Origin of the sequence: Bradyrhizobium manausense (assembly GCF_001440035.1) — a bacterium.
GTDB classification, from domain to species: domain Bacteria; phylum Pseudomonadota; class Alphaproteobacteria; order Rhizobiales; family Xanthobacteraceae; genus Bradyrhizobium; species Bradyrhizobium manausense.
On sequence record NZ_LJYG01000085.1, the window covers coordinates 114061 to 126874 of the forward strand.

At 59.1% G+C, this 12814-nt stretch carries 11 protein-coding genes and 1 pseudogene; 5 read left to right on the plus strand and 7 right to left on the minus strand.

Annotated features, from left to right (window positions below; genetic code table 11):
- Positions 1-351: 351 nt before the first annotated feature.
- A complete protein-coding gene (locus tag AOQ71_RS19480; protein WP_157083582.1) occupies positions 352-561 on the minus strand; it encodes a hypothetical protein in 210 nt (69 codons plus the stop codon).
- 385 nt (positions 562-946) lie between these two features.
- On the opposite strand from AOQ71_RS19480, the gene AOQ71_RS19485 reads away from it, so the two are divergent.
- The gene (locus AOQ71_RS19485) at positions 947-1135 is read left to right on the plus strand and encodes a hypothetical protein (RefSeq protein WP_057749446.1); all 189 of its coding nucleotides are present in this window, start codon (positions 947-949) and stop codon (positions 1133-1135) included.
- Here the strand turns inward: AOQ71_RS19485 and AOQ71_RS19490 are convergent.
- From AOQ71_RS19490 to AOQ71_RS19505, 3 genes are all read right to left on the minus strand, one after another.
- Positions 1125-2024: a metallophosphoesterase gene (locus AOQ71_RS19490; protein ID WP_057749449.1), complete on the minus strand. Its 900-nt coding sequence runs from the start codon at positions 2022-2024 to the stop codon at positions 1125-1127. The two genes, AOQ71_RS19485 and AOQ71_RS19490, sit on opposite strands and share 11 nt — an antisense overlap.
- A gap of 301 nt (positions 2025-2325) precedes the next feature.
- Complete coding sequence (locus AOQ71_RS19500; RefSeq protein ID WP_057749456.1) at positions 2326-2673, minus strand: hypothetical protein; 348 nt, start codon at positions 2671-2673, stop codon at positions 2326-2328.
- Positions 2674-3047: 374 nt separating this feature from the next.
- A complete protein-coding gene (locus AOQ71_RS19505; protein ID WP_057749459.1) occupies positions 3048-3563 on the minus strand; it encodes a hypothetical protein in 516 nt (171 codons plus the stop codon).
- 86 nt (positions 3564-3649) lie between these two features.
- On the opposite strand from AOQ71_RS19505, the gene AOQ71_RS19510 reads away from it, so the two are divergent.
- Together AOQ71_RS19510 and AOQ71_RS19515 are read left to right on the plus strand one after the other, a co-directional pair.
- The gene (locus AOQ71_RS19510) at positions 3650-4336 is read left to right on the plus strand and encodes a hypothetical protein (protein WP_057749462.1); all 687 of its coding nucleotides are present in this window, start codon (positions 3650-3652) and stop codon (positions 4334-4336) included.
- Between the two features lie 28 nt (positions 4337-4364).
- On the plus strand, positions 4365-5444 hold the full coding sequence (locus AOQ71_RS19515) for a hypothetical protein (RefSeq protein ID WP_157083583.1): 1080 nt from the start codon (positions 4365-4367) through the stop codon (positions 5442-5444).
- A gap of 656 nt (positions 5445-6100) precedes the next feature.
- Here the strand turns inward: AOQ71_RS19515 and AOQ71_RS19520 are convergent.
- Positions 6101-6514, minus strand: coding sequence for a hypothetical protein (locus AOQ71_RS19520; RefSeq protein WP_157083584.1), 414 nt, complete (start codon positions 6512-6514; stop codon positions 6101-6103).
- A gap of 240 nt (positions 6515-6754) precedes the next feature.
- Here AOQ71_RS19520 and AOQ71_RS19525 point away from each other — a divergent pair, with 240 nt between their 5' ends.
- Positions 6755-7219 carry a hypothetical protein gene (locus tag AOQ71_RS19525; RefSeq protein WP_157083585.1) on the plus strand — a complete coding sequence of 155 codons (465 nt, stop codon included), beginning with the start codon at positions 6755-6757 and terminating at the stop codon, positions 7217-7219.
- A gap of 887 nt (positions 7220-8106) precedes the next feature.
- Here the strand turns inward: AOQ71_RS19525 and AOQ71_RS50330 are convergent.
- Positions 8107-8978, minus strand: a pseudogene (locus tag AOQ71_RS50330) (IS110 family RNA-guided transposase); the annotation flags it as partial.
- A gap of 607 nt (positions 8979-9585) precedes the next feature.
- Here AOQ71_RS50330 and AOQ71_RS45215 point away from each other — a divergent pair.
- Positions 9586-10176, plus strand: a complete 591-nt coding sequence (locus tag AOQ71_RS45215; protein ID WP_063958267.1) for a type II toxin-antitoxin system VapC family toxin — start codon at positions 9586-9588, stop codon at positions 10174-10176.
- 157 nt (positions 10177-10333) lie between these two features.
- Here the strand turns inward: AOQ71_RS45215 and AOQ71_RS19545 are convergent, their stop codons facing one another.
- Complete coding sequence (locus tag AOQ71_RS19545) at positions 10334-12616, minus strand: hypothetical protein (protein WP_057749479.1); 2283 nt, start codon at positions 12614-12616, stop codon at positions 10334-10336.
- Positions 12617-12814: the final 198 nt, after the last annotated feature.

The following is a 12814-nucleotide window of genomic DNA, read 5'->3' on the forward strand; positions in this document are numbered from 1 at the left end:
CTTAGCGGCGTGGTATCGCGAAAGGATAAGAGGCGATTGGGAACTCGAGAACATCAATAGCGAGTTGCGCGACTACGGCGTAGTTGAATGGAAGAATCGCGTGCTTGAGGCAGGCCTGACTGCGATCACTTTCAGAATGAAACGCGGTGGCCTTGGCGAGTATCAGCAAAACTGCTTCCTCGTCGGCTACGTAGCGGACCGTGAATTTGACGTTGCACGGGACCGATATCGGCTGCCTGCGAGGACGAGCAGGCCACTCTAGACAATACAATGTGGCGCACAAATTCTCGAGTAAGTGGTTTGCCAACTAGGCCTACATCGGAATTCGACTGCTTCCTTTGTTCTCGCGGCTCAGGGGATGCCCGCGTGGGGTACGACTAAGCAAAACTCGATCATCAGCCCCTCGCCCGCATTCCCAAGGTTGGAGGAAAAGAGTGGGAGGAAGATCGCGTTCTGAGCGACGACGAACTGAGCGCCGTTTGGCCTGCCCTCGTCACGCCGCCCGATGCTGTGTTCTCCGTCCCGGTGGGTATTGCTGTCCAAGGCGCTGCTGGTGGTCAACGACTTTCTCGAGGGCCAGCTCGAAGGGCTTCGGAAGAAGGTCTCGACGGGCTACGCCCGGGACGGCTTCCTGGGACGCGCGAACGAGGGCTGGCCCAGATGACTGAAGTGACCTGCTACGTCGCTCTACCGTTCGTTTTCTCCGACAACGGCGTGGCTAGCCCTATGGCGATTTCCAGCGTTCCGGAATCTTGCGGTGAACCTCATCCTCACGCCAACCTCCTGCGACTAGCAACCGGCGCCTGCGCTTCGGGAAGCGTAGCTCGGGCCGGCGCGGCACGCACTCCGCCAATCCGCATTGTCATACGTGGGGCAGCGGATCAGGCGGTCGTTGGCGCTAGCCGGGACCATGACTTCTCGAGCGACCAGCCCAAAGATCCACGACTTGATTTCCGACGGAACCGCTGCGGTCGGCAGCGGCGGCTGCCCACCAATTCACGCTATCGCGCGCCCAACTCCACACGATGACGGCGATCCGATCGCGATCCGCGTCGCGCTCACGCGCGCCCTCGATCAACCGCTTCTGCCTATGATCAAGCAGATCGAGATGCATCCCATCCTCCTCAGAATCTGAAGCCGGGCGTCGGCCGCGGTTCAAGTTCGATCACAAAGCGCGGATCGAAATCCGGGTTTTCGCGCGGCGCTTTCGGCGCCCGCAGCAGCGGATATCCACGCGGATTGGCAATCACGCGCGTGTTCTCGATGACATAGTCCCGGGACTTGTGAACATGCCCATGAACCCAAATGGATGGAGGCACGAACGATCCTCCGAGCCCCTCCCCCGAGAACAGACGATCAAGCGTCGCCGAGGCGTAGCAGAAGTCCAGATCCCGAAAAGCGGTGGGCCGCTCCGGATTCCAGTCCAGCAAGCTGTTCGGCGTTGCCGGGTGATGGGTGACCACGATCGTATCGCCATCGAACGTCTCGCACAGCTTGCGTTCAAGAAAATTTACAGTGGCGCGGTGAGCGTCGATCGTGCGTCCGACGTTGATGCGATCGCGACTCCGTCCTCGGCCAGTCTTGATCGCCTTGTAGTCGTTCATCGATCTCTCGGCCGTGCGCGCGGCAGACCGGAAGTCCAAATACGGGGGCCGGCACGAGAAGTCGGTCCAAAGCGTTCCGCCCAAGATGCGCACACCATCGATCGCTACTTCAGCATCGTCCAGGAAGTGGATGCCGAGCATCGAAGCTATGATCGGAGCACGCTCCTTCTGCTCCTCCCAGCTCGTCTTGGTGCCCGCGTCGGGCTTCTTGCGATTCCAGAACGAGTAATAATCGTGATTTCCCGGAACGTAGATGATGCGGCTGTCGGGATAATGCTTCCGCATCCACGGCAGCGCGAGTGTGGCGGGCGCTAGCATGTCGCCAGCGCAAATAACGACGACATCTGGATCGAGCGCCGGCGGTGTCCAGTCGTTGTATTCGATATCGGCGTGACCGTCGGAAACGATGTGCAAACGCATCAGAACGGCTCCTGGCCCGGCGCGTAAACCGGCGGCGGCACGTATGGCGGGGGCTCGACGATCGTCGCGGTTGGGTCAATTGTCCGGAGCGCCTCGATGCCTGCAAACGAAATTCGACCGTCCGGCCTGACCAAGCCAAAGTATTCGAGATCTACGACGGTCGAGAGCCGCAGCCGCTGCGCAGTTCCATCGTGGCTCAGGCTGACGCGGGTCGGGTGCGCATAGTATCGGTAACCGGGCGCAACTGACCCGCCCTCACCCAGGGCTCGCAGGACCTCGCTCTGTCGGCGTGTAAATCGCATCATGCGGCTGCACTCTGGCCAGTTTCGACGACCTGCAGCTCGGGTATGGCCAACATGCCCCTGGCGCGCTTGAACGAGCGCTCCGCGAAAGGGCCGATGATGATGTCGGCGCCAGAAACCCGGCGCGCCGGAATGCCAATGTTAGCTAGGAAGCCCTCGACCCGTTCCAGAAGCTGCCTCCCGTTGTCGACGCGCGCAGTCTCGGCGTCGGACCACTCGTAAGCGCCTCCGTTGCGATCGAGGTGCCTGGTCACCTCGTCAGCGGAGACGCACCTTGCGCCGTTGCCCAGCCTGGCGACCGTGATCTTGTTCGAAGATAAGGCGACTTCGACGAAGAACGCTGCCATGGCCCTGCTCCTAGCTTCTATTTCGAGCGCGGCAATGAGCTCCCAAGCGCTGCATTTACATTCCGTTAGCACGTTGATTGGTACACCGCAAGATATCCAAATTGACAACCTAAAAGGAGCGACGAATAGCATGAGTGACTTTTCGACTAATCCTCACATCTACCCCAGCGCAGCCGCGGCGATCGCCGCCCTCGGAGCGACTATCGCTTTCAGCGCGACACATGAGGCGGTCAATCGCGCAATCATGATCACGCGATTGAACAGTACCCGGCAGCAAGTCGCAAACCGTATCAGGCGCGATCGCGCCCAGCGCCGTCAACTTGAGCGCGATCTGGCGGTCGCAAAGTGCGACGCCGCCCTCGCCCGTTGGCACCTTAAGCGCATCGCTGAGCAGCAACTCCGAATCCGGCGGTGCTGAAGCACGGATCCCGACCGCCAAGCTCCGGTCGACTTGCGCGACCGGAGGTCGTCGGAACGCCGGGGATGTGCATTTCAAAGTGCAAATGTGCGTAAAGGGCTTCCGTGCCGGCCGCCACGAGCGCATCTAGCTCATCATCCGATAACGAGGCCAGCCACGACCGCAGCTCAGGCTTCACACTTGGCAGCGGTACCTCGGCGTCTGACAAGGCAGCTTCGGCAGCCCAGGCCAGCGCCAAGTTGGCCTCAATTTCTCTAGCCGCAATCACCTCCTCCGCTCTCTCGAACGGATCGAAGGGCAGCATTTCAGAATTTGCTGCCCTATCGTCTTCCGTGCCGATCGGCAGCGTCTCGTAAGCCGCAGGAAACAGATACATCAGAACGGCATGGACCGGCATCAACATGATTTCCACACCCTTGTCTGCTGCCCACGCGACGAGGCGACCGATAGCTGAGATGATCCGGCGAAGCATTCATCGACCCCTTGTTGCTTGACAATAATTACCAATTCGGCATAATTGGTACACCATTTAGCACCGGTCTTAGGGCATAGTCTGGCATGTCGCAAAACCTGAAGATCCCCGCTGACGTGGTTGGCCGACTCGAACTTGTCGGCCGCGCCCTGCACGGCAATCGCTGGCAGCGCCCGCTGACCGCCGTACTCGGGGTGAGCCACGTCGCTTTTTCGCGATGGGTAAAGGGCGGTTGCATGCAGATCGATGTCGAGCTCCTCAAGTTTTTGCGAGATAGGGCGCGAGATCGACGCCGCTCTCGAGGCATTCGTCGACCACTACTCAACGCGTTGGCGCCGGAAGGCAGGGAAATGGCACAGTACGATGCTTGGTCGAAGCACGAGTTCCATAAGGCGACGGCGATGCACGGGCTCGGCACTCCTCCAACGGAGATCCGCCGTGCGATTGGCCCGACCGTTGATACCGTAGAGGCCATGGTTTACCGCAAGCTCTCGCTCCCCCGTATTTCGGCCCGCACCGCCGACGTGCAGCGGGTTGAGTGGATCGTCGAGAACCTGCGAAAGCTTAGCTCGCTCGTGCGCGAAGGTAAGCAGATCGAAGAGATCGCGGTCGAATTTAGGACGACGACTAGTGCGATTTGGACCACTATCTCCCGGCATAATGTTAGGAGCGGTTCCATTTTGCGTACCTGCATGTGCTGCATCCGGCCATTCTTTTTTGAAGGCTACCAAAATCGCCTCTGCTCGAATTGCAGCACCGGCGAGATGGCCTAGATCACATAGTTGGGATAGGAGAAGAACAATGCCGTCTGCTACCGCACTCGCCCGCCTTATGACGCGGATGGATGCCGCCAGATACTCGATAGGTGAGGTGACTGAGCTTCTGCGCCGAGGCTTCGGTTGCACAACTCTCGCCGATATAACCGAGCAGCAGGCTGTAGTGCTTGCTAAACACATGGAGCACGTCGAGGCCACACGCCGCAAACTGGAAAACGATTGGATTGCAGAAATTCGTGAGGCGCCGGCCGCGAAGCAGCGAGAGCGCTTGGACGAGGGGATTAACGCGACGTTCGACGATGAGCCAGACCCGATCTATCTCGAGACCGATGCTGATCGATATCGCGGGAAGCCGGAGCCGTCTCCCTACAACGTTCACGACAACACGATTGGCTTCGATATCGTCGAGGATGATCGCGGACCGGAAGAGCCCTTCCTGGAGCCGGACGACATGCCGCTAGCGCTGCACGAGCGTGCGCCGGCCAGCTCTGCACCGGCACGCGAGCAGGTGGCGCGAGCGCCGGCTGAGCCGGCCCGGCCGGTAACGGTGCCTCCGAAGGCTCGCGAGCCTGATAAGGCGCCGTCCGCGCCTGTCAGATCGTCAGCCGCGCCGTCCGTGCGGCCGGCGCAGGCTCGCCTACCGTTGCGAAGACCGGCATCGCAGACGTCTCCGCCGCGTCCGCCTGCCGGACAATCAGTGACTGTTTCGCAGCCCTCGCGCTCTGCGATTGGATCGCCCAAGTCATCCGAGCAGACGATAGGGCCGGTTGCCCCGGGCACCGGCCCGGCCGCGGGCATCTCGACCTCGGTTCGACAGGCCGGCCCCCCGCCGGGAATGATGCCGCGCAGGAGCGGATTCCTGCCGACCACGCCGGTAGCTCTGGCGGATATCAGCCCGGAGGCCCTTGCCAGGGCTACGCCGGATAATCCGGCAATCAAAACCAGAATCGATCCGCCGCCGGTCTCTCCATCGCCACCGCCGCCGCAAGTTCAGCAGAGCTCGTCCGCTCAGGCGGAGCAGGCGACCGTCGAAGACGAGCTGCCGCGTCACATCCGTCGGCCAAAATGGTTGGAAAAGCTCCGGGATGAGGATCCGCCGGACTGAGGTTAAAGACCGATCCAAAATAGCCTACGCCCGTTTCTTGTGTTCACTAAGACTGTCACTTCGACGACACCCCAACGCTCATGCGTGAGGTACTCCTGCTACGCGCCGTGAGAAGCTGCGCGCTGGCCTAGCTAGCGTTTTGCGACAGGCTCCCAAGGCTTGCGCCTAAATTAACGCCTACGCGCCCAATTGGCGGCTTCAGATAGCCCGCCGGCGCGGTTGCCGCCTTGAAGAGATCGCGGGCGCGTGTTCGTCAGCACGCTCGACAAAGATCGCGCGAGCAACGCTCACGATATCGTGCGATCAGGAAGCGCAAGCGAGCTATCAAGGAGGTGGTCCGCCTTAAGCTTAGCTGCCAGCTTTCTGAAATCAGCGATCGGTTGAAGTGGCTTGTCCTGATTGATGGTTGGCTGTCGTCCGGCTTGTTTATCAAAAGAGTCGAAGCAACCTTGTACCCTTCCCTGTACTGTGTTGTGCACTCAGGAGACGAGAAGACCGAGTTCGGGTGTCCAGTCGTTACCTCCAAATGGTTCGCGATGCCAAGCTTGGCAATCTCCTAAGTAGATTTTTCAATGATGTCATTTTGGCGCAAGCATTCATCGGCTCAACGCGAAAATCCGAATGGCCCAGATTTCTATGGATAGCGGCGGGGAGCCCTATTTCCGCGTCCGAGGACGCCGACCTGCCGGGAGCAGATGACCGCTGGAATCTCGCCGCAGTCGCATCTCCGCGATTACCTTCTCTAGCGCTTCCGGGCTCTCGATGCCGAGGCTGCGCAGGTCTATTTCCTTGTTACCCTGCGTTTCAAGCCACTCCTTCTCGACCTGCTTGCCGATCTCGATCTCTTTGGACGAGGTTGGCAGCTGGTCCAGCCTTCGAACCGCCATACGCGGATTCCAATCCGCCTGCACTACCCAACGTCCGATTGCGTCAAGCTGGCACCTTTCGAACTGGTTCAAATAGTCGATCAGGATGCGCTCGACGAATTGCGATCGCGTTATCCCATATTCGCGGCTCCGCTGATCTAAGACGGCCATCAGGTGCGGGTGAACCCGCTGTGCAAGCCGCATTGTCCTCACATCCCCGGGGTCTCCGTAGCGTCGCCCCAGCTCGGTTGCCCGAACCGCCTGGACCGCCCGCCGGAGATCGTCGAGTCCTATTTTCTTTGGCTTTTTCTTTACCAAGTTCGCATCCGAAGCTTCAATTGGTACACCGCGAAGTGTACACTTCGATCATGACAGTTGACCCAGCTCTCAAGGATTTGCTCTGTCGGATCACCGAGGACCGCGCGGAGTGTACACCACTGACACATGCGAAGGATTCGCCTGCAAAGTCAACGCCGGCGGTCCTATTCGACCCAGTTGCTGCTTCAGAAAGGCTGGCTGCAAGCGGCGATAACCTGGAGCCGCCTGCGTAAGGTTAAGAACCTTGACCGCGACGACCTGGTGGCCGACCACTGGAGCGGGGTAAAGGAGCAATGCAAGAGGTCCTGTCTCCTGCTAGCTGACCGTCTCTTCGGCATCCGCGAAAGCGAGGCAGCATTTTGTGCACTGATGCTCTCGGTCGACGCCGGGATACCGAGGAGTTTCGACACCGTGCTGCCCCAACTAAGCTTTGGCGCCGCGCATCTCTGGTATTGTACCGCGTTCCTTGCAACGGATGAGCTCGATGTCATTGCGCGCGCGTGGTCGCGAGCCGGACTTAGCATAAGAAAGCTGCAAGCGATCGCGTCCCCGACACTCGACGCCCGCGATCAGACGCCGGTGAGGCATTGATGGTGATTTAGTGAGAGCACTGCGCCTGAAGTACGACATGTAGCTTTGCTATCTGAGACGCGAAGAAACCAACTGCGCTTGGGTTGATGGAAGCGCCGCCGCCGATAGATGAACAGCCATATTGTCGACGAGCACGCCGAAACGATTGGCATTCTCTTGGAGGAGAGACATCAGACTTTGAGGCTAAATCTGGTTGGACCGTCACTTCGCGTGGGCCCGCACCTAGGAGCGGCTGTATCGCCGTCCAGGAAGAAGGAGCGACCTAAACGAAGTTGTGCGCGAGATCTTTGCAATGAATAGCTGCCCCAATGCCACCTGAAGTCCTTGTCGGCAGGCGAACTGTCTCGGGAATCCCGAAGCTGGTCGGCTGGAACTGGTCGATCGTCGGTGCCAACTGTTGACCATTTTTGCGTTTCGGAATCGAACAAGGGACGCTCATCGGGCGTTCCAGTCCAATTGCCGATTGACACCAATCCCTCCAGACAGTCGTTCTCAACCCGGCAGGACCGTCGAAAAAGTCGATCTGGATGATCTTGTGTCATTCGGCCCTTTAATTGCAGTTTGATGTCAAGTGGTCTCTCCCTTCTTGACGGCGGTAGCGCTCGACCTGTCGGAACCCCCGCTATTGCGTAGACAGAGCGAGCGCGGGTGGCGACTTGATACCAGTCCGGTGTCGGTTTGGCGTCGTTGGGCCGGATGCCATCGCTGGGGTCATGGTCCTTTCCGAGGTCGCGCAGCGCCTCATGATGATGTCCGGGGCGGACGCCTCAACGTCTGCAGCGGGGTACGGTCGAGCCGCCACCAGCCGAATGAACGAGGTCGCCACAACCACCGTCCCAGGGGACATCGCTAGTCCGGCGAACCGGACTAGGAACTGATAAATAGGATCAAGCTTCCTTCGGCTGACCTGAATCGAACGATGTGCCGTCGACCCAGACACAGTGGAGGATCACGGCGATCTTGTGGGCGATGGCGACCTTTGCCTTTTTCATGCCAATTCGCTTGGCAAGCTTTGTTCCCCAAGCCTTGAGAGAAGACCATTTCTTCGTCCGATAAAGCAGCACGGTGACCGCCTCGAAGAGGTAAGTCCGGAGAAGACGGTCGGGATATCTTGCCATTGATGTCTGTTTCGCCAGACTGGCTGCGCCGTGGTGTAAGACTTAGATAGGCGCCGACGCTTGATACCGATCGGAAGCGCGATGGATCATCGATCGTATGGCGGAACGCCAAGGCAGTCACCACGCCAACACCAGGAACCGTCATTAGGCGACGCGTCGTCTCGTCCGACTTCGCCAACTGGCGGACTTCGCTGTCGAACTTGCCTTGTTGCTTGCAGATCTGCTCATGGATCGACAGAAGGGGCGCGATCACACTCAGGAGCTGATGATCTTCGCCCAATAGCTCGCAAACCTGATTGCGGAATTGCAGTCCGATCGCACGTGGGAACAGCAAGCCGTATTCTTTGATGAGACTTCGGACCTGGTTCTCGATATCTCGCCGAATGCCACGAGCCGGATCTCGCCACGATTGTCGCGTCGGATCTTCTGACTTTCCTCGCTCTTGACCTTGACTTCCCGATACCAGCCAACCCATACCAGTTCAGCTAGACCTCGAGCATCGTTCTGATCGCTTTTATCATACGCACTGACATAGCCGCGTGCGCATGCCGAGCGTCGATACAGACCACTGGAAGATCGACCCTACGAAGCTCGTGCCACGGCCAACTGGCCATCGCCCCGGTCTCAAAACCAATGCGCTCGCCTCAGGAATATGGGCTTTGGCGACCGGATCTAATTTTTCGTCCGGATAGAACCGGAAGAACAAGTCCGTGAGTTGCTCGGCGTCCTTGATGCCGGCGGCCGATGCAAGCTCAACCAGATCATCGAAATACCTGTCCTCGAAGCTGGCCCGTGTCAGCGCCTTCAGTTTCATGGCGCACAGATACTCGGGCTTGGCCATGAAGACCTTCAGTCCTGGACGGTCTCCACGCGGATAGTCGCCCTGCAGCAGGAAGAAATCGTCCGATTCCGATCCCGGAGTAAAGCCGCCGACAGCGTTGTTCAGCCAGTCGTCGGCAAAAGCAGTAGAGTGGCGGCGTAGGCAGCGGCATCCTTCATCGAGGCCTCCGCCTCGCCCCTCGAAAAGACCGCGTCGACGTCCTCCGTCGCCGTTCGGCTCGGAGGAGAATCTCTGTCCCGCCGTAGACGGCGATTTCTCCGATGAGGTTTCCCACGCGCAGATAGGCGCCCATGACTTCGAAGGCCCGAACTATAGTCTCGGTATCCAATTTACTTACCGACATGGTCCGATCATATCACGAGGAATTCCTGAACGACCGCACCGCCGTAATTTGTTAATGGAGCTCGATGACTCCAATCATCGTGCGCTATCTGGTGGGCGGCGATCCCGGACAGGCGGCCCGGGCACGCGGGCTGATCGACAACAGCGATGTCTTCGTCTGCACCACAGTGCTGCTAGAGACTGAGTGGGTGCTGCGGAGCGTCTATGGATTTGCCGCTGTCCAGTGTGCCGAGGCCCTCTCGGATTTCACGGGGCTGCCGCGCGCGAATCTGGAAGATGTGATCGCCGCGGCGAAAGCGTTGGGCTGGATGCGACAGGGCGTGGACTTTGCGGATGGCCCACATCTGGCCAAGGCGGAAGGCTTTGAGGCCTTCATCTGCTTTGACCAGGATTTCGCCAAAGCCGCCAACGCCCTCGGCGGCATCAAGGTGCGAGCCGCCCTGACAGCCTGGCGCTGCAGCATCGAGAAAACATCACCTATCCCGATTTGCCCCAACGCTTACTTCAACAGTCCGGACCGTAGAAGCGGTGTGACCCAGCGCACCGCTTATCGGACCCTGAATCGAAAAACCCCGCTGTCGCCAGCTGGGTTTTGTTTGTCTCAGGCGAGGGCACCTACTTCGCCCCAAATAGGCGGCAAACTTATAGGCGACTAACTTTACCACGGCTGAGTGAGCCCTTGTCCACGGCCTAGCTCGGATGGATACAGCCCAGCGAGTCCATGCCGCGACGCATATCTGTGTGGCCGGTCGCAATCCACCATCAGGGTTCCAGCGAAATATGCTCGAATGTCCGGTGTTGGCACTTTGCCATTCACCCGAACTCGGATGATGGCGTCGAATGGTTCGTTGAGACTTTGTCTAACCGGTCTGAGAGTACTATCGGTCCTTTAGTGTGATGTGTGCTGCCGATCACCGCAAAGGGGTCGAGGACGATACGCCTGCCGGTGAGCAAGTGTATCCGCATCTGTCCGGCTTGGACGAAGCGAACCCATTTTTCAAATGGTCGTACCCGCCGCGCCGGGCTTTCCATTTTGATGCGTTGATCCGTCTGGTCGCTTATGTGCGCATCTACAGCCCGTCTACGTGCACCCCATACGGTGATCCCGCCCTTCATCTTGTTGGCCATCTCCACCTCTATCCCCCTTACAGGGGAGCGAATTTCCGCGGCACTGGAAAAGAACATGGCGGCGAGGAACGCCAGCCGCACGGACTTGGATTCGGCATCGGATGCGGCGGTCTTCCAATGCTTCTTCACCGTTTTCTCATGAAGCCCTGTCGACACCGCGATGGATGCGACGGTCGGCTTCTTGCCCGCCGAGCGCGCATGGGCGATGTGATCGCGGATTAGCGCGATGTTGCGCTCGACCACGACACGCGAGCGATGGGCCTGCCCAGCCTTTTGAGCAGCTTTGACCTTATCTTGCCTGGTCGCTTGGTCGCTAAGAGCCTCAACCGCCGTCTTGCTGGCGGCCTGAGCCGCTCCCACGTTCCAGCCGCGATTATTGGACCGCTTCCCGAGCCGCTCGACGGCCGTGCGGGCTTGGCAACGGAGTGCACGCTCTGCCTTCTCGCGTTCACGAGCGTTCCTTGGTGTCCACTGGCGGCAAAGTTCCTTCGACATCGTGCCATAAACGCGCTCGATGAGGGCGGCATGGTCGAGCCAGGCGTTGACTTGGATCGATCCGATCTGCTGCCAACTCTTGAGCAGGCCGCGTGAGCGGTTCCATGCCCAGTTGTAGATGAACATCGAGGCCTTCTCGTCGATGCCGGCTTGCACCATCGACTGGATGCACTGGTAGCGCATGCCACGGTCGAGGTCCTCGTCGAGATCAATTTCGAGGATCTCACAGAGCTGGGAAAGCGTCTTCAGGTTCTCTTCCCCGATGAGGTAGTCGCTATGCGGCGAGAGCGGATTCTTACCGTCGAAAATGTTCGCCAGGCCGCCTGGGTCGCCCTTCAAGTCCTTGTTCAAGGCCGCAGCGACGGCGTGCAACATGCGAGTCGCCTTGGCCTCGCCGTACCAGACGCCGCATTTTTCCTGGAGGATGTAATAGAAATGAGGTCGGATGACCCGTTCGGGATAGCGAGAGTCCCAAAACCAGACCACAATCTGTGGCCGCACGCGAAGCGTGTCGAGAAAGTCCCGAAGGCAATCCAAGCTCGGAAAATCGTCGTCCCTCTCGAGGCGGAAGATCTCCGCGCAGTCGGTGCGAAGATTAATGTATTGACCATCGAGAGCAAAAAGCTTCCTGTCGTGCCCGAACCTAACGTCGTTGAACGGGCCAGACCTCAGTTCGCCGCTGCTCATGTCGTCAGCGCGCCCATAGCGGTGGACAACCTGGTTGGCGATTCGCTTCATCAAACGGTTGATGGCGGCGGCATGATCGGCATCGGCCTCAAACCGCGACTTGACCTCCTGCCGCAATGCCCTCTGAATCCGGCCGCAGAACTTGCTGCGGGCATCGAGCGTTAATTTCTCGTTCTCAGCCAATTCCGATATAAGCTTCCTCGCGCGTGCCCATCCCCAATCATAAAGACCGGAGGCCGCGACTGAAAGCGGAATCCCGAGCTTGACCAACCTAGCGATTGCACGCTGGCGAATTCCATACTCGGACAGGCCGCGCACCTTGGCTGTTCCCGCCACGATCCGCTTCAGCAAAAAATGACGTTTTGAACGGAGCTCGACTTCATGAACGAGCTTCTGGAATACGTTCCCGTTATTTGTCGACTTTCCTCCGAAGCGGATGTTCTCGCAATGATAGCCGGACTCGAGCCGCTGCGAGACGGTCGCCGTGAAGCGTTCAGGTGACGGCTCTAGCTCGAAAAAGCGTTTCCGCGTCTCACGGTACTCCCGCCGATATTCCAGATAGGCTGGGTTCGGAACCACGCCTCGACGAGCTTTTCTGGCCTCGCAGCGTTCGCTTGAAACTTGGTCGTAGTCCTTTTCGAACTGTACGTCCTTGTCGGCGATGGCAAGCCGGCGATCACCATGGACCAAGCGGCGAACCTGCCGCCACGAAGCCAATTTTGCGGTGGGATGCCAACCGAGGGCAGTCACCGTTGGCGCGGCTATGGTTGAGTTCTCGGCAAGCATTAAGCGAATCCTTGGCGCGATCCGAATGGGGGTGTACCCAAGGATTCACGCGCCTATCCAAAATCATCGCTCGGCAAGTGGGAAGAAAAAAATTCAATGATAGCATCTCGGACCGAGGAGCGCCCCCCGTAAAACTCCGATTTTGCCTTGATTGGCGGGCCTCACCAGCGGCCGAACGAAGTTGTGGACAACGGGTTT